The sequence below is a fragment of the Caballeronia catudaia genome (genome assembly GCF_001544755.2).
Lineage (GTDB): Bacteria > Pseudomonadota > Gammaproteobacteria > Burkholderiales > Burkholderiaceae > Caballeronia > Caballeronia catudaia.
The window spans coordinates 1-22354 of the sequence record NZ_FCOF02000052.1; the positions used below are offsets into that span (position 1 = coordinate 1).

The following is a 22354-nucleotide window of genomic DNA, read 5'->3' on the forward strand; positions in this document are numbered from 1 at the left end:
CGACGCGGGCGTCTCGCGCAAGGCCGCCTGAATACCGTACCACCCGCGAACCTCGCAGATCGACAGAGCGTTCGCCGCGTCGAGTCAACGACTTTTACCCGGAGCAATAGCACGAGTGCAAAAGACGTCAAGTTCCATGACGGTTCCCGCACGCGCATCGTCAAGGGTGTGAATGTGCTTGCCGACGCCGTGAAGGGATGGATGATGTAATTAGTAATGCAGAATAACGACAAGTTCGTGGATATGCTTCAAGTAATCATTTTCCCAATTATTGATTCATTTCCTGACCGATACACAGGCGCTCCGGCCGCGCTGCTGCAGTCTTCCTAGCTAGAAGGGACTTTTAGGTTTTTCTCCGACTAAACATCAATGGTGTCTCGACTATAATCTTGAAGTTAGCACGTCAACGATTGCAGGGAGCCCTACCCCATGAGTCAGCCCCGCGGGCGATATGCGGGATCTCGAGACAGCGGCCAGCGCCAGCCTCGCCATGTGAGCCAATCCTCGTCCAACCGACAGAGACAGACCTACACGAAGGCGCCTGCTCCAGACCCTGCTCAGACCGCCTCAATCTTCAAAACGCGTTCATTTCAGTTTCTGGTCGATGCGGTGGGCGCCGAGAATATCGCGTTAGGGCTGAATTCCAGTATGACGCGGGTGGCCGAACTAATGAAAGGCGAAAGGTTCACGCCAGAGACCGCTTTTCACATGGAAACCACACTCGGACTACCGCACGGCTTTTTCGATCAGCCTCATCCCGCGCTCACGCCCGAGACCATTGCTCGCCTGAAGTCACCGCTCGACTTCGTACAAGCGGACGAAGAGCCGGAAGCAGAGTCTGAAGTACGTGAGCCTGCCCTTGACCTCAACGTCGGTCAACAACCATCGCTTGAAGTTCGTTCGTCTGAGGACGCGGAAATGCCAAAGAAATTAGCGGGCGGCTCGCCCAGAGCGAGCAGGAATAATGAGGGCGAGATGGTCAAACAATCGAGCCGGGATGCTTCCCTCAAGGGTGCACCTTCGAAATCCAGAGCATCTCAAAAATCGACTCAGCAACACGCGCTGCTTTTGAACGACGGCGCCGATGTCGAAAGCATTCGACGCGCTAACCTTCACATGCTGACGACCCGCAACGGATCGAAAGTAAGACTGGGTGTGGTCATGGCGTTAAGCGGATCCAACATGGCCCATCGGTTACATGGCAAGAAACGCATGGACGATGTCGAAGCCGGCCGTTTCACGGAACGCCTTGGCTTGCCAGTCGGCTGGCTCGATACGCCACGCTCTGAAGCCGAGATCCCGGAGGCGGTGTCGCGTTTGCTCACCCCTGCTTCGCGAAGCCGCGCATCCGTTCAACACGACCAGACGCCTGTGCTCGCAACTCAGAACAGCGCGCCAAGGAAGCGTGCCGCAGCAAAGGCGCGCTCAGGAAGCACTCATCTGGACGACCAGGCCGAAACGCAAAGCTCAACTGTGTCGGCAAATGTCCCGAGCGAGGAAGAGACGATCGAAATTGGTCCGCAATATCACGCCGGTGATTCTCCTGGCGAGCTGGTCGGCCACTCACTTGAAGAAAGCGAGCGGCTTGTCCCACCCGCCTCGCCGATAACGATCGAGCCGTTGCCCGCCTCCGCCCTGCCCCAGCGAAAAACCATGCCGCTCTCCGCCCCTTCCGTGACCAGCTTGGACAATCTTCACGGTATCGAGCCGATCGCGGAAGCCCTGATCAAAACCCTAGCAGGCAAAGCACGCACGGGTCGATTGGACGAGTTGAAAGCGCTCGAGCTTTTGCAGCAAGCGATATTGCTGTAACGGCGGGGCCGCAGTCGACGGCCATCGTGTTGCGATACCGGGTCCGGCGAGCGGCGCCAGCGCGAGCGACCCACCCGCTCTCTCTTTTGAGCGACGATTCAGCAAGCCTGAACGCTTGCCCCATCAAGCCCGCGCCGTTTCCGGCACGGCGCTGACTCGATAGTCGAGTTGCGGTATCGATCTGGGATCGACGCGGCACTGCGGCTCAACGCTCAAGAACTCAGTGGTCAAGAAATTGCCGGAGCTTGTCTGCGCGACTCGGGTGCATCAGTTTTCGCATCGCCTTGCTTTCGATCTGCCGGATCCGTTCGCGCGTCACGTCGAATTGCTTGCCCAGCTCTTCGAGCGTGAAGTCGGACGCGGTATCGATGCCGAAACGCATCCGTAGTACCTTCGCTTCACGCGGTGACAGCGCATCGAGCGCCTCGTCGATCGCTTCGCGCAGGTTCGCGTGCATGGCCGCGTCTGCGGGTGACGCCGCCATCGGATCTTCGATCATGTCGCCAAGCGTCGCATCCGCGTCCTCGCCCACCGGCATCCCGAGTGACACCGGTTGCTTAGCGACCGTCAACATGGCGCGAACCTTCTCCTCGGTCGATTCCATGCGCTCTGCCAGTAATGCAGGATGCGCCTCCTGACCGGTCTGCTGCAGAATCTCGCGCGAAATCCGATTGAGCTTGTTGATCGATTCGATCATATGCACCGGCACGCGAATCGTGCGCGCCTGATCCGCAAGCGAACGCGTCACCGCTTGCCGCACCCACCATGTCGCGTAGGTGGAGAATTTCCAGCCGCGGCGATATTCGAACTTGTCGACGGCTTTCATCAAGCCGATATTACCTTCCTGAATCAGATCCAGGAAGTGCATGCCACGGTTCACGTACTTCTTCGCGATGGAGATCACGAGGCGCAGGTTGGCTTCGATCATCTTCCCCTTTGCCTGCCGCATTTTCGACTCGGCCGCCATCATCTGCCGGTTGATTTTCTTCAGTCGCTGCAGCGGCAAAGCGGCGTTAGCTTCGATCTCGATCAGTTTTGCCTGCTCCGCCTGAATCGCCGGCAGACTACGCTCAAGCGCGGCGCCATATTTGTTCGACGCCACGGCCATGCGTTCGGTCCAGCCAAGATCGGTTTCATGTCCCGGAAAGGAATCGACAAACTTCTCGCGCGGCATCCCGCATCGGTCGACGGCAATCTGCAAAACACGGCGCTCGATCGCGCGCACCTGCGCGACCTGCTGCTGCACGTGCGCGCACAATCGATCGATGGTTCGCGCCGTAAAGCGAATGGGCGCCAGTTCGCGCTGCATCGCCTCACACACGTGTGCGAAGGCGACTACGTCCGCGCCTTGGGTCGCGTCGGCGCGCGGAAGTTGAGCGAACAACTCGCGCACGCGCGCAAAAATGGCAAGGCTGTCGTGGGTGAGCTGTTTCCGACGGGCCTCGTCTGCCTTCGCCGAATCCTCTTGCTCGGTCGCGCCGCATTCGTCGACCGCTTCGTCGACCACCTCATCGCCGTCTTCGTCGCCTTTCTCCTCATTGCCGTCATTGCCGTCGTCGCCGTCGGCGGCGGCCGCCGTGAGCTCAGCCGAATCAGATGAGTCCGAGACCCCCGCATCCGCCGCCGCGGCGTCTTCATTGAGTCCGTCAACCAATTCGTCAATGCGCAATTCGCCCGCCTCAATTTGCTCCACGCTTGAGAGGATTGCGGAGACCGTTGCCGGACAGGCCGCAATCGCGTGGATCATTTGGTGAAGGCCGTCTTCGATGCGTTTCGAAATCTCAACTTCACCCGCGCGCGTCAGCAATTCCGTCCCGCCCATTTCACGCATGTACATCCGCACGGGATCGGTGGTGCGGCCGAATTCAGAATCCACCGTGGCGAGGGTGACTTCCGCTTCCTCGTCGGTCTGATCGTCCGAGATGGCGGCCGGCGTAACGCCGTTCAGGAGCAGCGTCTCAGCATCCGGCGTCTGCTCGTAGACCGCCACGCCCATGTCGTTAAAGGTGCTGACGATAGTTTCGATTGCAGCGGTCTGCGCGAAGTTGTCGGGCAAGTGATCGTTGATCTCCGCGTGAGTCAGGTAGCCGCGCGACTTGCCTAACTGGATCAGCGCGCGCATCTGGCGTTGCCGCTCTTCATCCTGCAGAGCCGAGGACATTGTGTCCATCGGCAGCAAAAGTGCAGCAGCCTTGGCCTTGGACCCACGTCGGCCCGGGGCCTTAGACACGAACGCGGTTGTAGCGGACCCAAAAACCTCACGATCAAAGCTTGTCATGCATTCTCCTTGGCAGGTGTGCTCGGCGACGGCGAGTCCGGCGGCTGAGAACATCGCGGCCGGCGCGTCAAAGACATTCAAGGGCTGAAGGCGGACGCGGCTTGTGATATCGGAACGAGCGGGGGACGCGGCCCGCTGATACGAGCGGGCCGGATGAAATGGCGCATCAAGAGTCAGTGCGATGTGAGCACTGCCTAAAATTATAGCACGAATTGCTGCGCCGCACCAAATAGAGGGGGCGTTCACGGTTCACCACGGCATCGCTGTGCTCAGCGACGACGAATGTTCGCCGCCCTTGGGTGCTGGATTTCCGCTCGCCCTTGAAGCGCATCGACGCCGCACTTCAGATGGCCGGCATCGACACGACGCAGCCGTTGCGTGCGCCCATCGAACGTTCGCAGGGCGACGATGAGAATGACGCGCCGCGGCCGGCGCGACCGGGCGAGTGAGATGGGTCGCTGGAGTGTTTCAGGTACCGCGCGGGTTCAGACGCCAAAGACGGCACCAGGCGGGTCAATGCGCAATACCGCTCGGGGCGATCGACCCATTGGATAAAAGCTCAAATGCAACTTGCGACAGGCGTTCGGCGGGGGCGTTCAGATGAGGTGCGGCATCCGGTGTTCCAAGCGCCCCGCGAAGACACAGCAGCGAGCGCAGTCACGGAAGCGAAGGTTGTCGACGCCCCGACTTCTGGTGTTGTCGGTTCTACCCGCGAAAGTCCCGGCCCGCCTGCGCCCTCCCCGCTTCGGTCTGCATCTCACGACTCGCTGCAGGACGGATAGCCGTGCGCGTCGAGCACCTGCTACATTGTCGAATGCCTCCCACGAGCCCGGCCGACTCTGCATCATCGCGGCGTCTTCCGCCAAAAGCGTCAGCAGTTTCTTCACATTCAGCTCGCCGTGCGTGTTCGCCCCGCCGCTGCTTTTGTGCGCCGCGTTGCAGCGGGCGACCACCGAGCGCAGGGCGGCATGCACGCTATCGTCCAGTTCCAACTCAATCCTGACCATCGTGTCCTCAGGGTTTCACATCGCAAGCTGCAGTCGAAGGCTCTTGAAAACGCCGCGCCAAGACGCGCACCGTTTTTTTGCGCGCATCGAATACGCAGGCGCCGGGACCGTCGAACATGATCCCCGACTGCATCTCGAATAGGCATCCGGCGGCCCCATCTCCCGAGCGCCACAGTTCACGCATGGATCGGGGCTCGCCAAACAGAAATGACGCATTCCATTCAGACCGGGTCGTCGGCTGCCGGCGCGGGAAGAGCCACAGACGTCGCCTTGAAGCACGGGTAGGATTCGCAGAACTCCGCATGACGCGGAACTCTCTTCGATGTTTTTTTGCCGCATGCCTTCTCGCCGCCCACATTCTCGACCTTCCCGTGCGTCCTCGCGCAAGCCCCTCAACAAAGCCATGTTGCTGCCGATGCCAGAGACCGCGGCGCGAGAAATCTCCCTGGTGAATCATCTGACCTTTGTCGCATGTCGAAGTGGCTCCGGCTCTGCGTATTTGTTCAATGAACTGATCCGGATGATCTATCTCGCCTACTATATTCAGGACGCGGGCTTTGGCGACACCGACTTGATCATCTACGCGTGCGCAGAGGCGGCCATGGAGCGCGTTTTGCAACGCGCCGAACACGCGCGGGCTTGGACACTCGACGCCAACGACATCCCGCTTTTCGAGGCAGTGCTGCGCCAATCGGATCGTCAGCTCGCAAACGCACCAAGGCACGTTCATCTTGGCGCCCGCCACCGACTCGACTGTTTCGCTGCCAGTGATCGAACCTCCCCGCTGCGTGCCGCGGCGACCAGCCACTCAGCTGGCCACTAAGCCGGCACTGAGCCGGCCTTGGGACGGTGCCTACCACGCCGGGAAACCGATTTTTGCCCAAGGTATATCAATGCGCACGGATTTCGTTTCGTTTGATACGCACGAACGCCCAACAGGGATATTGAGGCAATACGGGCCGCAAAATGGTGATGTAAGGTGCGTGCCGACCCATGGTCGCGTGAAACAATGCGCGATTTCGCCGCGATTTCGTCGAAAATCTGTTTTATAACAACCGGTTAGGCTCGAACGCCATTTTCGCAGCAATGTTTCACACCGAGTTAATCCCTAGGATCGCGTGAATCCACGAGGAATGTAGGACTCCGTATGATTCTTCTGCGATCATTGAGCGGTTTGGGTGGTGAAGCGTCTGGTTGCATCGGGCGGACTGTCTCGCTGCGCGCGCGGCTCGACCGGTGAAGGACGCACGCGAACGAGAGCGCGATGTGCGGGTCCGGAGACGGTTCGATGGGCGGACATCGTCGGCGCCTGCCGGACGATGACTGCCCATTTTTCCGCGAGTGCTTACGCCGGCTTGATATTCGCTGCCTGCTTGCCCTTCGGACCCATCTTCTCGTCGAACGTCACCTTCTGCCCTTCCTTGAGTGTCTTAAAACCTTCGGCGCGGATTTCCGAGAAATGGGCGAACAAATCGTCACCCCCGCCATCAGGCGTAATGAAGCCAAAACCCTTGTCGTCCTTGAACCACTTGACCGTACCAGTTGCCATTTTTGTTGACCTAAAAAGTTGAAGACGGCCCCGCCCTCGCGAGCGCCGGACGCTATCTTGACCTGCTCGCACGCACTAGGCAACCGAGAAGATCATGACGCGGCCCCCTTCCGAATAATCAGTCTGAATGCCATTGCGTGCGCCTTGGGTGAACTCGCTCGCCCTTCCCTGCATCGCCCCATGGCGCGCGAAAACGGTACAAACGGCTGCCGTGCGCAGCCTTCGATCGACCACTCGATGCGCGCCTGGATCGATGGTTGGACCCACCGCGACGCGCAGGCGACGCCTCTCGCCCACCGGTCGGCGCGAATGAACCGAGCACGGAGGGCCCAGATGCGCGTGTGATGACGTCGACTCGACCGCTGTCCTTCGGTCCGTTTAATGACCTGCCAATGAGTGGGTGGCGGCGCCGTGTCCGGCGTCCAGGCGCCAGAGGCCGTTCTGAGACCCTTCACTTGGTTGCGGCGTCCGCGTCGAATCCGGCGCCAATTCGGTGCCCGAGGCTACCAGCCTCGCGCCTCGCGACGCGCTGCCGGCGCGGGGCTGAATGTCACGACCGGTCCGACGTCTCCGCGGCACGAAACGCGCTGCTCACGCGATTCGATCGGTCATTGGCCGCGCCGTCGTGCGTGGCCGCTTATCGTCGGCTCACGAGATCTGAACCGGCCAGCAGACATCAACGGACGGCCCACCGTCCGTTCCACCGAGTCCAGTTTCGCGATCCCCAGTTCCGGCCGGCAAAGCCTCCAGAACGCCACACCGGCGCTGCCACGTTTCGTCTGAAAGCGTGGACTTTCCGTACTCGCGGCAGGCGATGTTGCACGCCAAGGTTGCCGCTAAGCGCCGTACCGATCGTCCGACAGCGTCGCTTCTTGTGCGGCGCTATGGACCATTGTTGGTCGTCTGGGGACGGCTGCAGAGGTCGTCCGCACGTCGGCACTCTACGAGTGAACGGCGCGGACAATTCGCGTAGTCGGTCTGGCCAGGACCGTGAGCCGCTTGGGGTTCGCCCCGGCATTTCGCTCGCGTGACGCCTGGCACTTCCTCGTCTGCCTGCGGACTCTAGCGAATAGGTGCGCGGCACGAATGATCGGCGCGGGGACCGCGGACATCTTGAGACCGGCACGCCTACCGGCGCAGCGATCGTCGATGAGCATTCGCTTCTGGTCCTTAGCATTGTTCACCGCCCGACCCGGTGCTCCGCGTCGGCGGCTCGCTTCGCCTGCATTGCCCGTGCGCTCGATGTTGGCGTACCGCCCGTCTCACCCCGTCGTCTCACCCCGTCGTCTCGCTCAGATTGTGCCGTCCCGGCGCCTCGATCGCCGTCTTGAGAGCGGGTTTTCGAGCGCCCGTCGCACCTGCGCATGCGGGCAATGTGCGGAGTTTTGTGGACATGATCTTTCTATTGCAGCAAGCGAGTCGGCCCCGTCCAAGTGCCGTGCTCGGCCGTGCGTTCGTTGATCTCGCGCGACGCCGGGGCGATTCATGCGGATACTCAGACGGCGGTCGCGTACGCCACGTCACGCGCCCGCTGCCCGCACTTTCAGGAGCTCACGCAGGCCGGCGATGTGCGCCCGCACCGCACCCGTCACCGGCGGCTTTGGGTGAGTCAGCGGTGCCGTGCAAGGCTGTGTTTTGCCGAGCGCCTCGCGTTGCGCGTGGGCGAAGCGCTCGAGATCGAGCGCGGTGGCTGGGCGAAGTTTCCCGGACGCGAGCGCCGTCGCAAACGACGGCATCCATCCGGCGGCCTGCCGACCAATGCGCTCCGTGAGGCTAAAGATCGTCAACGAGTCACCACCGGCCCCGATCACGAACTGCCGCGCGTCGTCCGCGTCGATGAACGTGCGGCCGGCATGTTGGAGGGCAACGGCCTGGGCGTCCACGCGCTGCTGCGCGCGCGCTTGCTCGGCATGGTGGTCGGCGTTCCGACGGCGCACCAGCAGGGCGAAATCGACCGGATTGCGGAGCAGGGCGCGCAGGTAGTTGATCGGCGCCTTGGCGAGCTTGAGGTGATCCCAGGTGGCTTCCACGACATCGGAGAGGCGCTTGCCGTGCTCACGCGCCTCGCGCATGAGTTTGAAAATCAAGAAATCAAAAAAACCCAGGGTGCGCAGGCGCTGAAGATCCGCAGGCAGTTGGCCCGGTTGTCTCTTTTGAAAAACAGAAGGGCTTAGATCCTTATATATTCCACCGTCTGCCACATTGGCAGACGGTATATACAGAGAAGCCTGGGCCGATGCGGGTGCGGTTGATGAGGGCGTCTGGGCGGGTCCGTTCTCGTGCGTGCGCGGAGGCTCAATGAGTCCGAGGAGAGCTGCGGCATGTTCAGTGAGATGAAGGTAGGCGCGACCAAACAGGCCGGCTTCGACATAGCGGCCCTGCGGACGACGCTCGATGAGTCCAGCGATCTCGAGATCGTCGAGACTGCGATAGAACGTGCGCATTGATTGCAGGGCGCGGCCCGTGAGCAGCTCACGGCGCGCAAAGATGGCACCGAACGGTTTGGCAGCGTCGACGGTACGAGCGAGGGCAGAGAGCACAGCGCGAGCGCGCGGCGGAATCTGTTCGATGTGCGCGGCGCGAAACGCCGCCCGGAAGATGATCCAGGGCAGGTTGGTCGAGTCACAGCGAAAAGCGGTGAGGGCGGCCGAATCTTCGGGGTGTGCTTCACCCTCGCCAGCAACGAAGCGTTGCGCGATAGACATGTCAAGCGGTCCATTACGGTAAATGGATGGGTTTTGCTTGACTGTCGATCTTGTTGCGCTACACTCCGGGGTGTCTGTAGTCCCTTTCCAGTTTCCAGCTGGGGAGTAGTGCGGCAAGGTTTCCAGCCAAGCCCACAATCGCAAAGGCCCTCAGTTTCCAGCTGCGGGCCTTTGTCTTTCTAGCCTCAAACTTTCTTCATTTCGTTCTCCGTTAGCGGCTGCGTAGTACGAAGATCTTAAAAATCAATAATTTACGTTTTTTGAGCCTGTGCTAGCTGCTCAAGGTGTTTGCGGATCGCGTCACGGACGGAGTTCGCGATCTCTTCTGATTGGAATTCGATCCGCATGACATTTTTTGCACTGCGGACGTCGCACCAGGTTGTCTTCCCCGAGCGGATCTTGAAGTTCGTTGTTGCTGTCGCTGCTTTCTTGGGTTCGACGGAAGCGCGTGCGAATTTGACCGCCTGCGATTGGTCAAGCTTCCTATCCGCAAGACGCTGGACGGCTTCTAGCACTCGGTCGCTCTTGCCCGCCTCAGCGAGGACCGCCAACTCGGCCGCGGCGTTCGCTCCCAACAGCGCCATGTTCGCTTCAAGAATCTTTCGAACCTCCTGCGGGAGACGTTCGAAGGACAAAAGAGCGCTGATATGAGACGGACTGATCCCCACATGCTCGGCAACAGATGCCTTGCTCAGTTCTGGATGCTCCGTCTGGAATCGCTTCAATCCAATGTACTTCTCATAGTCAGTAAGGTCCGACTGCATCAAATTTGCGAAGAAGGCTCCTTCATCGGCCTCTTCAGCTGTTGCCTCTCCCAGCACACAACGAATGGTTTCGCGGCCTAGCTCACGATACGCATCGCTTCGATGGTGTCCCGAGATAATTTCGAATCCGCCTTCTGCGCGAGGCAGGACAACTACTGGATGGATGAGCTTGTTGTGCCGCAGGTTGTCGCGCAGTTCGGCATACTTCTCTGGAGCCATGTATCTGCGCCGGCCCGGGACCTCATGCAGATCGGAAAGAGGCACATCTACGGCGCCGCCCATCTGCTTGGCTTCCTGCAGCTCCTTCTTGAGGCGGTCGATCTCATCCTGCTGTTGCTCCGACTTCGCTTGGAGGTGCATCAATTGACCGGGGGCGGTACGAGGTGTCGTCGCCGCTCGATTCTGTGCCTCGTCTGCCTCCTCATCTGTGAGGCGTATATTCGCGGCCTTGGAGGCAAAATTCTTCATGCTCATGATGCGTTACCCCCTTTCTGCCATAGAGCCGAGACGCGATCATCAACGCGATCGACAAACTGGTCACAGGGCGTCCGAATCCGTCGCAGTGTCTCGGCGCCGCCTTCATACGTGCTAATGTCATAGACGGTCGCGAACCGCATATTCGTATTGCGCGCCACATCTGTTTCTGGAATTTCGACAGGGATGACCCGGTTACCGTAGAGTTGGCTAATCCACGATTGGACGGCCTTGGCCGCTGGCTTCGGTGTCATGCGCGTGATAAGAATGTCGAGGAAGTCGAATTCTTTGCGCGACTGTTCTCCGCGTGCTGCCATGCCTGTCACCAGATCCGAAAACAGGTGCCAAAACTGCACCATCGACGCGAACGATAAAACGTCAGGCACTACAGGCACAATTACCCCGTCTGCTGCAAAGATTGCATTGATGGTCAAATAGCTTAGCGTCGGAGCCGTATCCAAAATGATGTAGTCGTACCTGTCGCGCAGAGCTTCAATTCCCGCGTGAAGTACATTTTCGAACCGCTCGCCGCGGGCGCCCGCCGATGCGCGCGCGGGCAGCATGAACTCAGCATTAAAGAGCTCAGTGGACGAAGGGATCAGGTCCAAGTTGGGCCAGTAGGTCTCTTGAGGAAGGGTACGCATATCAAACTCGTCACCCTTCAAGTACGCCTCGATCAAAGGCATGATCGTCTGCGAAGCGTCGACTTCTGCGTGCGGGTTGATCCCGTACAGCGTAGTCGCACTTCCTTGCGGGTCAAGATCTATGTGGCAAACACGCCGACCACGACGCATCGCCAGCCCCTGTGCAAGGACTGTCGACATCGTGGTTTTGGTCACACCACCTTTGAAGTTGGCGACCGCAATAATTTTGCCGGGACCCGATCGAGGTGTTGGAACAAGCTCGGCCCTAACCCATTGAACAGCCTCTTCCACAGTGAACTGACGCGGCGAGCCTCGACGCGTTTGTTTCCCTTGAGGCAGCTCACCTTTTTTGAGCATATAGGCCATCCGTTGGACGTCGATCCCGCACATTTCCTGGACCCGCGCCGAGCTGAGCATCGGCGGAACCTTCCTTGGAAAAGGTTCGAGTAACTCGTCGCGGATCTTCTGCAACATGAAGTCGGACAGTCCAGCGAGCTTTATAAGATCTTCTGGCGTAGTCTTACCCGGGTTGGCGAGGTCTAAGTCCATGGTCCACTTTTCATCGTTTGGGGTTATTCTATCGATAAGCGAGATTTCGATCCGACGGATAGAATCAAGAGGAACTTTAGACGTCTCGTGTGGTAAACGCAAGTTAACTTTGCGCCGTTCGAATCGCGGAGCGCGTTGTCCTGTGGACAGGCAGGGAGGAATTCGCGAAAAGACGTTAAGTGTGGAACAAGAGCGTCGACGTGAAACAATCCTTGACCCGAGGCAGAAGGGGTCGCTGAGTGCGCCTGCCTAACCTGGATGCCGCGATCGCGTCCAAAAGGCCGAGTTGGTCGTGAAGCGTCGAAGCTGCCTAATCACGCGGCCGAAATCGTCTTGCGATAGTCGGCGCGAGATGTGCCAGGTTGCTTCCGGCATCGCGGGCCCTCGTCGACGTAAACCATCGCAATGACGCTGCCGACCTCGTGCACCCTTTACACGAAATTTTTATTTTGACCCTTGTGCGTTTCGCACCCGGAGCATTGACAGCACGAGTTGGACGACCGGCGCAAAATCCTGTCCGGCCGTAATGATTTCGTCCGCGTCAGAGGCTTCAACTGAGAACTCGAAAACAAAGCGGCTGACGCGCTGGCTCCGGCTTTTGCGCACCTTTAGGCTGACCTGCGATTCCTCTTTGGTCCCTACGAGATGTGCGATGATCTTCTCCACGGTGCGTCTTTTTGGCTTTTGCAGCAATTCGTCCGCGCGACGGATCATCTCGGCCGTGCCGATGACCTCGTGGACATGGAGAAGAACATCGCCAATTGCGTTAACGAGTATTTTTCCGTCAAAAAGCTGCAACACTTGTGCAGGGAGCCGCGACACTGCCACTGCCCACTTGAGGTGGGATTTACTCCAGCCCAGCAATTCGGCCGCTTCGGTTATTGAATCCCACCGGCCATCGGCGACTCCGTTTTCGTACATAGCCGCCAGCACAAGAGGGGAGCTGGCTTTCGACCGACGTTTCGGCGCAACAGGCTCCTGGCCGTCCAGCAGCTTGACGATTTGATGCCACGTCAGGCCGCGAGCATCAATGAGCCGGGCGCGCTCCTCAAGCGCATGGGGTCCGTATTTTCTCGCAAGGCTCACGAGTTCTCGCGCCGTGCTGCTCCATATTCCCGCGGCTTGGAAAAGTGAGAGCACAGGTGGCGGCAGTTTCGACACGCCAATGGCCCGGCTCAACTCTTCACGGCTCACACTCGGCGTCAGATGGCCTAGTGCGGCGAGAGCTTCTTTCTGAGAAGTCCACTTCTCCTTCGCAAGACCGGAGAAATAGAGTTCAGCGAGCAGCAGCGGATTTCGCGCGATCGGACGTCCTTCTACGGTCTGCAAGACTTACGCTCCATGGTTTGTTCGTTTTCATTCTCCCAGATCGCGGCGCGTGGCAATCCCGCGAAAGAGCGCCTTTTTCCCCGGCTTTTCGAGCGTCGTTACCGTGCAAAACGGGAGGTGCTACTCGCCGAAACGTTGTGTTTCTGTCATCCGCTCTCTTGTTTGTTAGGTTTTTTGCGACTAGCGGAAATGGTTCGCCGAAATGAGGACTTTCCGAAAGCTTTGAACGCCGAGACCGATCTCCCATCCGTTCTTTCCAAGCTCGATAGTCTTCAAGTGGAACTCACAGCCGTTGCAGGCGCGCTGCTCGAGCGGTTGGGGGCGACGAACGGCTAAATCCGACAACGACTCCGACTTCATCATGCTCTAAATCGGCAGCCTTCGGCCCATGCCGTTCGTATGAAGCTAATTACCCGCCGAAGGGACCAACAAGTTCCGGGATGACGTCCTTGCGAGCGAGCCCGAGCGGGCCGAGACAGTTTCAATGTCCACTTTCACGCGCCGGGGTCTAGATACGCTGGGACTGACCTCTGTCCGAACCGAGGCGGAATCGTCAGAAGTCCTGGGGGGCGGAACGGCGTTGCATCCGTGCGATAGGTAAATAGTGAACCTAAGCGATCTTTTTCAACGAGACAACCGCTGGGGCTCTTCGAAGGAAGCGCGCTTCCGCGCGAGTTACCTTGGCTTGCAACCGCTGGGTTGATTACTCCAATCGACATTTGTTGGCATGGCATTGCCCCGGGGAAGCGGTACAAACTCTCCGACGGTGTGGTGCATGTATCCCCTCAATGAAATCAGGAAAGACGATCAACCCGCTCGCCTATTTGCGTGCGCTGTAGCATGGGACCATCGATTTCGCGTGCTTGAAAAGCGAACGTGAGACGGAGCCCCTAGCTGCTACTGAGCGCGCGTGCATTAAGCCGCAGAGGAACACGCGTTAGGGAGAAAGTTCGAGCGTTGTAGGAAGAAGCTTCCAGTTCGACAGCGCCAACGTTCGGACCAGTTGAAGAACTCGGACTGGTGGCCTTGGCGCCGGACGGTCATCAAGGTCGTTCCGTTCCACAAAGCGCTCGAAATCGTTGCATCAAGCGTTCACGGATCTTTGCGGCCAACTGCGCAAGCTAATCACTCGCGACGACTACGCGCCGTACCACCTTCGCCCGACCTTACTCCGCGATCGTGTGTTGACCACGCAGAGTTCGTCCTCGGCGCCTTGAAGGAAACGCTACCGCGGCTTGCGCCCGATGAGCATCAAAACCATCACAGAGCTATCTGGGTAGCTCGGATGCCAAAGTGTAAAGTTCACTAACTATATGATTTGTATTAGTAAATTCGCGTGCGACAAATGTGACATTTAGCGCAACCCCCCAAATCGGCACACGAAACCGCGCTTTTCCGGCTACGGTGGCCTTCCGTACCGGTCATGGTTAGAGCACAGCCGAATCTCGCCTTGGTCTGGAAAAGCTCGCAAAAAACTGCGTATTTGTTCGCCGAGAGAGCTATCCGGGTAGCTCTTATCGCAGCAATGCGCTTCGCCACGTCGTGTCGTGTAAAGGCGCATAAAACACATCGTCTTTCAGGGAAAAAAAGGACGTTCGCGCTGTTTCAATGGTAGCCATTCAACAAGGGTTGCCATGCGTCTTTTTAAAAACAAACGTCGCACCGCGCTTTCTACGGCTCCGGGCATGTACGCGGAGGAAGATCCGAGCAAGGTCATCTTCGAGACGAGTACCCGACTCAAGCTCGAAGCAAACCGCTGGATGCTCATCGCGTTCGGTCTCGCGTTCGTGGCGGCAGGGGCTGTTTGGACGCGCCAGCCGCCGCCGTCGGTGACCCGCGTCGTTGGAGTCTCGGCGGACGTCGGCGGCCATCCTATCGTCACCGAGCTCGTGGCCTACAAGCCTGACTCGCAGGCGATCCGCACGACCGTCAAGGACATGGCGGTGCGCTGGTTCACGATCGAGCCCGTACTGACCGATCGGCTCGAGACCTCACGGATGACCGCCAACATCAATTCCGTGAAGGCGCAGATGATCGGCGCCGCGACGGGCCAGTTCCGCGACTGGCTCAAGCTGGACGCGCCGTTTCAGGCGATCACAGCCAATCCGAAGCTGATCCGCGAAGTGGACGTTCGCAACATCGCATTGCTGGAGGACTCGACGGTGCTCGTGGAGTTCACCACGACCACCTCACAGGCAGGCTCCGTAGGCAAACCCGAGGTCAAGCAGTTTGCGTTGACCTTGCGCTATCAGATCGTCGTGCCTACAGCTGACCAAGCGCTCACGGCGAACCCCTTCGGCATTTACATTCCGTTCTTCCGCCTCGAGCGGACCGCATAAGCATGACCGCTACCAAGTTCAACAAAGGGCCGGTTATCGGCTTGTGCGTCCTCGCTGCGTGGGCCGTGTTCGCTACACCGGCAGCCGAGGCGAAAAAGCCGTCGAGCGAGGGCAGCGGATTCAACACCGCAATGGTCGCTGGCGACCCGATGAGCCCGATCAATCCTTTCAATGGTGGTGCTGATCCGCTGACGATGCCGGGCGATGCTCGCATTGGCGTGTTTCCGTATAGCCGCGACCAGATCTATCGTGTGCTCACCGCGCCCCTGAAACTCACGACCATCGAACTGGAGAAGGGCGAGAAGCTGATTGCCGATCCCGCGATGGGCGACAGCGTTCAGTGGGAAATCGACGACGACAAGATGAACCATGTGTTCATCAAGCCGCACAAGGCGGATCTGGTCAACACCCTGCACCTGACGACGAACCTGCGCGAATACGACTTCACGCTCATCGCCTCGCCGGCGGGGGGCATGTTCTATCAGACCGTGCGTTTTCAATATCCCCGCGCCCCGATGGCCCGGGCTGGCGCGCGCGACGATGCCAGCGGCACCGTCGGCAATGGCGGTCGTGGCGGCGTCGATTCCGGCAGCATCAGTGTGGCTCCAGACAAGCTGAACTGGGACTACAGCGTGGACGGCCGGGCCGAATTCACGCCGGAGACCGTATTCGATGACGGTCACGCGGTCTGGTTGCGCATGCCCGGGAAGGCACAAGAGTGGCCCGTGCCGTTCATCCTCGATCACGGCGATCGCGTTGTAGCGAACTTTACCCGTCGTGGCGATTTCCTCGTTCTTCAGCGTTTGGCTGATGAGATCGTGTTGCGTTCGGGCAAGGATGAAGTCACGGTGACGCGCGGCCGCCGCCGGATCTTCGGAGTGTTCTGACCGTGGCGAAGAAACCAGATTCCGCCGCCCGCAGCGCCGAGCAAGAGGCGCTCGTCAAAGGTAAGACGCCGCGAAATGCGATCATGAGCATCGGCATTCTTGCCGCAGTCGTGATCGGTGGCCTGGGCTTTTACTACGAGCTGCAGGCGACCAGCAAGGCGGATGAAGAGGCTCGACTCAAAAAGGCGACGGCGCTGAAGAGCAGCACTGAGGCGCCTGCTGCGAACAGCAATGACATCGATCAGATGATCCGTCAGCAGCGCGAAGCCGCAGCCGCTGAGGCGGCCGCTCGCGCGGCATCCGACGCAGCAGCTGCGAAGAAGCCACCGGTCAAGCCGATGCTTACTGGCGCAGACTTTAAGGATGAGGTCGACAAGGGCGGCGATACGCGAGACCTGTCGCGCCGCGCCGCTCAGGATGCGATCTACACAGCGTCAGTTTTCAAGCAAGCCGGTTCCTCGCGCAACGCGACGCAAGCCGCCGGCGTGTTGCCTGCCGGTGTCCCGTCGTTGGAAGAGGTTCGCGCCGCTCGCGCGGCAGCGGGCAGTGCAGGCGCGGATGCCCTTGCGCTCGCGCTTGCCAAGCAAGGTCAGGCGCCTGAAGATCGCGATCGCGCCTTCCTGAATGATGCGGCCGCGCGCGGCGGCATCGAGCGAACGACGTTCAATGGACGTTCGACGGGCTGCACGCTGACGCCGCCGCATACGATTCACGTCAAGACCGTCGAGGGGCTGAACTCAGACAAGCCGGGCCGCGTCGCGCTCATGGTCGATGAGGATGTGTGGGACAGCTTGCGGGGTGACTGTCTGATGATCCCAAAGGGGTCGTTCATCAACGGTATGTACAGTGCCGACGTCAAGGTGGGACAGGAACGCCTGTTGGTCGCATCGACCAGTCTGCGTCTGCCGAACGGCAAAAACGTGCCACTCAACGGCATGCAAGGCGCTGATCAAAACGGCTATGCGGGCTTCTCCGGCGACGTGAACAACCACTTCCTCAAGATCTTCGGCGCGGGGTTCATCACGGCGATCTTGCTGAAGGCCTTTGACAACGGCGCGCAGACTGCAACGACCGCGACCCCGAACGGCGTGACAACTTACGGCAGCACGGCGGGGCAGGTCGCGGCCGCGACCGCCCAGACTGTCCTGCAACGCAATCAGAACCTCCCGCCGACGATCACGGTCGACCCTGGCCAGAAGTTTCTGGTTCAGGTCACGCAGGACATCGTGATGGAGCCATACCATGATTAAGGCACTCGTCACGGCTTGCGCTGCGGTTTGCACACTTACCGCTCACGCGGCGACGATCGATTCGATCATCAGCCCGACGCGCGTGGTGCTCGATGACGGCACGAAACGCGCGATTGTCGAGTTGCCTGGGGAGCCCGTGTACGCGTGCGGATTGAAGCCGTTCCAGTCGTGGGCAACCCGTTTCGAAGGGCAGGCGATTGAGTCGGCCGCCGATGGATCCGTTGCTGTCGCGATCGACGGCGCGCCGGTCAGTCTCGCCACGTTGTTCGTGCGCGCAGGGTGGCTGCGTCCGGCTGCGTTGACCGACGACGCGCAGGCCAGCATGACCGAGCGGCGAGGCGGTTGGGCATGCGCTTCGGCGCAAGCGCCGTTTGACGCCATGCATACCTCGGTCGATCCCAAAATTCTCGCAGGGATTGCGCTCAACGAGTCGGCCTATAACGGCCGACCTTGGCCATGGACGCTCAACGTGGCCGGTCGCGGCTTCTTCTTCCGCACCCGAGAGGACGCCTATCGCGCTATTCGCTATCTCATCAGCCATGGCAGATCGGACTTCGACATAGGTCTCTTGCAAATCAACTGGGGGTACCACTCCAAGCGTTTCGCAAGCCCCTGGGACGCGCTCGCGCCGGCGACGAATATCCGTGTCGCTGAAGACATTCTCAACGAGAACTTTCGGTTGACTCACTCCGCCGCGAAGGCGGTTGCGTACTACCACAGCGCGAATCCTGCACCTGGGCGCGAGTATCTCGCGCGCTTCGTCAAGCACCTCTCTCAAATCGAACGCGGTCTATGAAGCATACGCTTTCCCTTCTCACACTGGCGCTTGCCGCGTTCACGCTCAATGCGAGCGCTGCAGGCACGGACCCGCTCGATTTCGATTATGAGATTGCGGGCAACGTGCTCGAGCGACCAGCGCTCGTTTTCAACGATGGAAGCGATACCTACTTTCAGCCGCGCGCGGGACAGGCGCTGCGCGTCGATGGCGGACACAGCCAGGGTCCGTACGTCGTCGTCGCGGGCACGCCGGAGGTGATTCACTACACGGTGGGTGGCTCGACCGCGACGGCCTACTGGAAAAAGGCCAATCGCTTTATTGGCGACAAGGCCCGTTCCGATGCCCCGCCGGCGTTTGCCGGTTTCTCGGGCCGTCTCGCGTTGATTGGCTCGCGCACCAGCCTCGAGAGCACGCGCGCGTTGAGCGCGACACTGCCGCTGTCGCAGCTGGTGAAGGCGCTCGTTCCGCAAGGGTGGACCGGCTCAGCACAGAAGGATATCGACCTGACGTCGTCGATGAGCTTCGCCACACGCGACGGTGAGAACTGGATGCAGTCGCTGGATCGGCTCGTCGCGGCCTCCGATCTCTACGCGGACGTCGATTTCAACGCGCATCACGTGGCGCTTCGTCGTTCGGCGCCACAGTCGGTCGCGGTGAACTACGACGCACCGGCGACGCCCTCGACGGCAGCAGCACAGTCTGCCTCGTCCGCCGCAGATCCGATCGCCGAGATCGCCAAGCAGAGCGGCGCAAATGTCGCTGCGCCGGCTGACTCCGTGCTTGCGGCGAAACTGGGTGCTGTCGCGATCCGCGACAGCGACGACAGCCACATTCAAGTCAAGTTCTCCACGAAGCCTTCGAACGAACTCAAAGTCGTCGATGCTGACGGCAAATCGCTGCGTCCTAAATGGGATGACGCGACGAATGTCCTCACGTTCAACCGCTCCGAACGCTTCTCCATCTCGAACGCCGCCGATAAGGTGGAAGTCGCGCGCGTGGCAGGGACAGTGTACGAGTTCGACCCGGCGAACAAGGCGGCCCTGCAAAGCGTGTTCGATCAGAACGGCTCGACCTTCTTCAAGTTCGCTGACACGGTCGGCAAGGTCACGGTCGCGGACGTCGCGCATATGGGTTCAGGTGAACAGAAGGGACGTTTCTACAAGTTCAATGGCACCGCTGATCAATTCATTGTCAATGCCGATGGCAACGTCGTGAACGTTCTTCGCAAGCATGACGTGCGGTTCTTCGACCGGCCTGCGTCATGAATCGGTTGCTCCAGATCTCGATTCTGCTTGCCGCCGCCGGACCGATGTTGGCACATGCCGATTGCATCGATGACGCCGCGAGCTATCACCGTGTGAGCGTTCAACTGGTGCGCGCAATCGCGCAGCAAGAATCCGGCATGCGCCCCTACGTCACGAATCGCAACAGCGATGGCAGCGAAGACATTGGCCTCATGCAGATCAATTCGACCTGGTTCCCGAAGCTTTCGCGTTTTGGGATATCGCGCCAGCACCTATTCGATGCCTGCGTGAACGCCTACGTCGGGACGTGGATTCTTGCATCGAACATCAAGCAGTTCGGCGCGACGTGGCGGGCCGTCGGTGCCTATAACGCCGTCTCGTCGAGCAAACAACTCGTCTACGCCAACAACATTTACCGTCGCCTGCAGCGCGCGAACTGACCAACATGACGCCCATTCTTTCTCTTCAAACGCATCGCATCGCGCGCCTGTTCGCCCAGTTGTCCGCTCAACTGTTCGCTTGTCTGGCCCTGACCACAGTCTCGACGCTAGCGGCGGCCGACCCCGATCAGTCGCGCCTCCCTCCGCCGCCGGGAGATGGATGGCAGATGCTCGCGGCGCCGAGCGCTCGTCCTGCGCCCGTGCAACTGGCGATGGCAACTCCGGCTGGAACGCCGGTCGCCTCAACGGGTGCGCCGCCCGCCGCGCCTCGGGCAGTACCCGGCACTCCGGCTCCGACTGGATTGCCCGGTGCTGGCGCACCGACACCCGTGAGTGCCTCGCTCGACGTCGCGCCTGTCGTTGTTCCGTCGGGCACCGCATCAAGTACACCGGGCGGAGTGCTGTCGCTCACCATCACGCCGCAAGACATCAACTTGCGCAACGCGCTCGATCGCTGGCTGCAGCAGCAAGGCTGGCAACTCGCATGGAAGATCGATGACGATCTGCCGCTCGAATTCAATGCGACCTTCTTGGGCGATTTCAAATCGGTGCTGACGCAACTCATGCAGGCCACTAATCATATGCGTACGCCCACGCGCGTGTGCAAGCACACCAACAACGTTATCCGCGTGGTCGCGCGCGCGGCAAACTGCCAAGAGTAATCGCCATGCGTCATACGAAAATCAAATCCGCCGTCGCCATGCTTGTGGCGATCTCGCTCACCGGCTGCGCGGTGTCGCAATGGGACGTCAACCACGCATACGATGCGCTCAACGCGGAGGGCGCAAAGGCGATGGGCAATGGCCCCGAGTCGATGGCGCTCGTTGAGGATGTGCCGACCGCGTTTCTCGGTGATCGCCTCGTGCCGGTCGCCTATGAAGCGACGCTGCCCGCGATCTTCCGCGAGAAGACGGTGGTGTTCCCTGGCAATTTGCCGCTCTCGAAGATTGCGACGCTCGTGTCCAGTGCGACCGGCTACCCGGTGCACCTGAGCCCGGACGTGTTCATTCCGCGCGATGCGTTCATCCCGAAGACCAATGTCGCTGCTCCGTCGCAACCGGGTCCGATGACATCGTCGCTTGCGAAGGCGAACGTTGAACCGGTCTATGCGCAGCCGTGCAACTGCAAAGTCGGCCAGTACCTTCGTGGCGTGACTGAAAATCTCGGCCTCGACTGGTCGTTCGATGGAACGACCATTTCCATCAGCCGCCTCGTGACGAAGACGTTCACGATCGCAGCGATCCCGGGCAAAGTGTCGATCAAGTCGACCATGTCTAAGGGCACCGACACCTCGACCGGCGGTCAGGCGGGCGGGGCGACCGGCGGCACTGTGGGCAATACCGGTTCGTTCTCGTCGGTCACTTCCACCGGCCGTGACGGCACCTTCGATCAGATCGCGATCATTCAGTCGGAACTCGAGAAATTGAAATCGCCGTTGGGCGAGGTGGTCGTCAATCCGCAGAGCCGACTGGTGATGGTGCGCGATACCAAGGAGGCGGTGGACCGGATGGGCGTGCTGCTCGCTCGCGAAAATGCGATCTCGACCCGTCAGGTCGCATTGCGTGTGCGCACGCTGCAGATCGATATGAACAACGGTTCGCAAGCGGGCGTGAGCACAGACATTGTCTTCAACCGCATCTCCGATGGATTGAAGAAATACGCGATCACGTTCACGTCTCCTATCTCGCTTGCGACCGCCGCGGGTGGCAGCGTTGGCCTTTCGGTGCTCAAGCCCGGCTCGCCGTTCGAAGGCACGAACGCCATCATCAGCGGCTTGAACAGCTTCGGCAAGACGGTGCAGGACAACACGCAGACGAAGCTGACGCTCAATGGCTTGCCGGTGTCGATTGGTTCGTTCGAGACCAAGGGATATCTCGCCGCGACCACCCCAAGTGTCGGGTCGCTCACCGGTGGCACGGCGGGCGTGCCTGGCCTGCAGCCTGGGTCGGTCACGGTCGGTGACTTCGTGAACATCCTGCCGTCGGTCAACGACCACAACCAGATCATCCTGTCGTACTGGAGTGACAGTTCGAAGCTCAATGGGCCGTTCACCACGATCAGCACGGGCTCCGGGGCCACGCTCCAGCAGATCCAGTTGCCCGACATTCTCGGCAGCAAGGATGATCAGACCATCGCGCTGTCGGACGGTCAGACCGTGGTCCTGTACGGCGCGGTGACGAACCGTTATGACGGCTCCAGCAACAACGGTATTGCCGGTATGTCCGGCAACTGGAACAAGGGCCGGACCTTCCAGGTGATCATGCTCACGGCTACTGTCGTGCCGTCGATGTGAGCACGAGGTGAG

At 60.1% G+C, this 22354-nt stretch carries 19 protein-coding genes; 13 read left to right on the plus strand and 6 right to left on the minus strand.

From position 1 onward, the window contains the following. Positions 1-210, plus strand: a 210-nt coding sequence (locus tag AWB75_RS38920; RefSeq protein WP_143746562.1) for a hypothetical protein, incomplete at its 5' end; no start/stop codon positions are given. A 219-nt stretch (positions 211-429) separates the two neighbouring features. After that, the gene (locus AWB75_RS31505) at positions 430-1812 is read left to right on the plus strand and encodes a hypothetical protein (RefSeq protein WP_061127920.1); all 1383 of its coding nucleotides are present in this window, start codon (positions 430-432) and stop codon (positions 1810-1812) included. Positions 1813-2032: 220 nt separating this feature from the next. Here the strand turns inward: AWB75_RS31505 and rpoD are convergent, their stop codons facing one another. Then, on the minus strand, positions 2033-4090 hold the full coding sequence (rpoD, locus tag AWB75_RS31510) for an RNA polymerase sigma factor RpoD (protein ID WP_061127954.1): 2058 nt from the start codon (positions 4088-4090) through the stop codon (positions 2033-2035). Between the two features lie 320 nt (positions 4091-4410). Here rpoD and AWB75_RS39220 point away from each other — a divergent pair, with 320 nt between their 5' ends. Together AWB75_RS39220 and AWB75_RS31520 are read left to right on the plus strand one after the other, a co-directional pair. After that, a complete protein-coding gene (locus AWB75_RS39220) occupies positions 4411-4539 on the plus strand; it encodes a hypothetical protein (protein WP_268807888.1) in 129 nt (42 codons plus the stop codon). Between the two features lie 961 nt (positions 4540-5500). After that, the gene (locus AWB75_RS31520) at positions 5501-5920 is read left to right on the plus strand and encodes a hypothetical protein (RefSeq protein ID WP_061127922.1); all 420 of its coding nucleotides are present in this window, start codon (positions 5501-5503) and stop codon (positions 5918-5920) included. A gap of 522 nt (positions 5921-6442) precedes the next feature. On the opposite strand, the gene AWB75_RS31525 is transcribed toward AWB75_RS31520, so the two are convergent. From AWB75_RS31525 to AWB75_RS31545, 5 genes are all read right to left on the minus strand, one after another. Next, the gene (locus AWB75_RS31525) at positions 6443-6646 is read right to left on the minus strand and encodes a cold-shock protein (protein WP_061127923.1); all 204 of its coding nucleotides are present in this window, start codon (positions 6644-6646) and stop codon (positions 6443-6445) included. 1520 nt (positions 6647-8166) lie between these two features. Beyond that, entirely contained in the window at positions 8167-9351 is a 1185-nt protein-coding gene (locus AWB75_RS31530) for a hypothetical protein (RefSeq protein ID WP_061127924.1), read from the minus strand. A 251-nt stretch (positions 9352-9602) separates the two neighbouring features. After that, the gene (locus AWB75_RS31535) at positions 9603-10589 is read right to left on the minus strand and encodes a ParB/RepB/Spo0J family partition protein (protein WP_061127925.1); all 987 of its coding nucleotides are present in this window, start codon (positions 10587-10589) and stop codon (positions 9603-9605) included. Further along, on the minus strand, positions 10586-11782 hold the full coding sequence (locus AWB75_RS31540; RefSeq protein ID WP_061127926.1) for a ParA family protein: 1197 nt from the start codon (positions 11780-11782) through the stop codon (positions 10586-10588). The genes AWB75_RS31535 and AWB75_RS31540 overlap by 4 nt, the downstream gene beginning before the upstream one ends. Positions 11783-12226: 444 nt before the next feature. Then, complete coding sequence (locus AWB75_RS31545; protein ID WP_143746568.1) at positions 12227-13111, minus strand: hypothetical protein; 885 nt, start codon at positions 13109-13111, stop codon at positions 12227-12229. 12 nt (positions 13112-13123) lie between these two features. Here AWB75_RS31545 and AWB75_RS37420 point away from each other — a divergent pair, with 12 nt between their 5' ends. The 9 genes from AWB75_RS37420 (at position 13124) to AWB75_RS31590 (ending at position 22342) form a co-directional block, all read left to right on the plus strand. Then, entirely contained in the window at positions 13124-13447 is a 324-nt protein-coding gene (locus AWB75_RS37420; protein ID WP_143746570.1) for a hypothetical protein, read from the plus strand. A 1298-nt stretch (positions 13448-14745) separates the two neighbouring features. Next, positions 14746-15450: a type IV secretion system protein gene (locus tag AWB75_RS31555; RefSeq protein WP_061127929.1), complete on the plus strand. Its 705-nt coding sequence runs from the start codon at positions 14746-14748 to the stop codon at positions 15448-15450. Positions 15451-15452: 2 nt separating this feature from the next. Further along, entirely contained in the window at positions 15453-16337 is an 885-nt protein-coding gene (locus AWB75_RS31560) for a TrbG/VirB9 family P-type conjugative transfer protein (protein WP_061127930.1), read from the plus strand. Positions 16338-16339: 2 nt separating this feature from the next. Beyond that, entirely contained in the window at positions 16340-17587 is a 1248-nt protein-coding gene (locus AWB75_RS31565) for a TrbI/VirB10 family protein (protein ID WP_061127931.1), read from the plus strand. Next, complete coding sequence (locus AWB75_RS31570; RefSeq protein WP_061127932.1) at positions 17580-18383, plus strand: transglycosylase SLT domain-containing protein; 804 nt, start codon at positions 17580-17582, stop codon at positions 18381-18383. The genes AWB75_RS31565 and AWB75_RS31570 overlap by 8 nt, the downstream gene beginning before the upstream one ends. Further along, the gene (locus AWB75_RS31575) at positions 18380-19630 is read left to right on the plus strand and encodes a hypothetical protein (protein WP_061127933.1); all 1251 of its coding nucleotides are present in this window, start codon (positions 18380-18382) and stop codon (positions 19628-19630) included. The genes AWB75_RS31570 and AWB75_RS31575 overlap by 4 nt, the downstream gene beginning before the upstream one ends. Beyond that, a complete protein-coding gene (locus AWB75_RS31580; protein ID WP_061127934.1) occupies positions 19627-20049 on the plus strand; it encodes a lytic transglycosylase domain-containing protein in 423 nt (140 codons plus the stop codon). Before AWB75_RS31575 ends, AWB75_RS31580 begins: the two co-directional genes overlap by 4 nt. Positions 20050-20054: 5 nt before the next feature. Further along, entirely contained in the window at positions 20055-20711 is a 657-nt protein-coding gene (locus AWB75_RS31585; protein ID WP_061127935.1) for a toxin co-regulated pilus biosynthesis Q family protein, read from the plus strand. A gap of 5 nt (positions 20712-20716) precedes the next feature. After that, positions 20717-22342: a hypothetical protein gene (locus tag AWB75_RS31590; protein ID WP_061127936.1), complete on the plus strand. Its 1626-nt coding sequence runs from the start codon at positions 20717-20719 to the stop codon at positions 22340-22342. Positions 22343-22354 lie beyond the last annotated feature (12 nt).

Coding starts and splice junctions, on each gene's coding strand:
- AWB75_RS31505 (WP_061127920.1), top strand. CDS start 430: ATGAGTCAGCCCCGCGGGCGATATGCGGGATCTCGAGACAGCGGCCAG.
- rpoD (WP_061127954.1), bottom strand. CDS start 4,090: ATGACAAGCTTTGATCGTGAGGTTTTTGGGTCCGCTACAACCGCGTTC.
- AWB75_RS31520 (WP_061127922.1), top strand. CDS start 5,501: ATGTTGCTGCCGATGCCAGAGACCGCGGCGCGAGAAATCTCCCTGGTG.
- AWB75_RS31525 (WP_061127923.1), bottom strand. CDS start 6,646: ATGGCAACTGGTACGGTCAAGTGGTTCAAGGACGACAAGGGTTTTGGC.
- AWB75_RS31530 (WP_061127924.1), bottom strand. CDS start 9,351: ATGTCTATCGCGCAACGCTTCGTTGCTGGCGAGGGTGAAGCACACCCC.
- AWB75_RS31535 (WP_061127925.1), bottom strand. CDS start 10,589: ATGAGCATGAAGAATTTTGCCTCCAAGGCCGCGAATATACGCCTCACA.
- AWB75_RS31540 (WP_061127926.1), bottom strand. CDS start 11,782: ATGGACTTAGACCTCGCCAACCCGGGTAAGACTACGCCAGAAGATCTT.
- AWB75_RS37420 (WP_143746570.1), top strand. CDS start 13,124: ATGGTTTGTTCGTTTTCATTCTCCCAGATCGCGGCGCGTGGCAATCCC.
- AWB75_RS31555 (WP_061127929.1), top strand. CDS start 14,746: ATGCGTCTTTTTAAAAACAAACGTCGCACCGCGCTTTCTACGGCTCCG.
- AWB75_RS31560 (WP_061127930.1), top strand. CDS start 15,453: ATGACCGCTACCAAGTTCAACAAAGGGCCGGTTATCGGCTTGTGCGTC.
- AWB75_RS31570 (WP_061127932.1), top strand. CDS start 17,580: ATGATTAAGGCACTCGTCACGGCTTGCGCTGCGGTTTGCACACTTACC.
- AWB75_RS31575 (WP_061127933.1), top strand. CDS start 18,380: ATGAAGCATACGCTTTCCCTTCTCACACTGGCGCTTGCCGCGTTCACG.
- AWB75_RS31580 (WP_061127934.1), top strand. CDS start 19,627: ATGAATCGGTTGCTCCAGATCTCGATTCTGCTTGCCGCCGCCGGACCG.
- AWB75_RS31585 (WP_061127935.1), top strand. CDS start 20,055: ATGACGCCCATTCTTTCTCTTCAAACGCATCGCATCGCGCGCCTGTTC.
- AWB75_RS31590 (WP_061127936.1), top strand. CDS start 20,717: ATGCGTCATACGAAAATCAAATCCGCCGTCGCCATGCTTGTGGCGATC.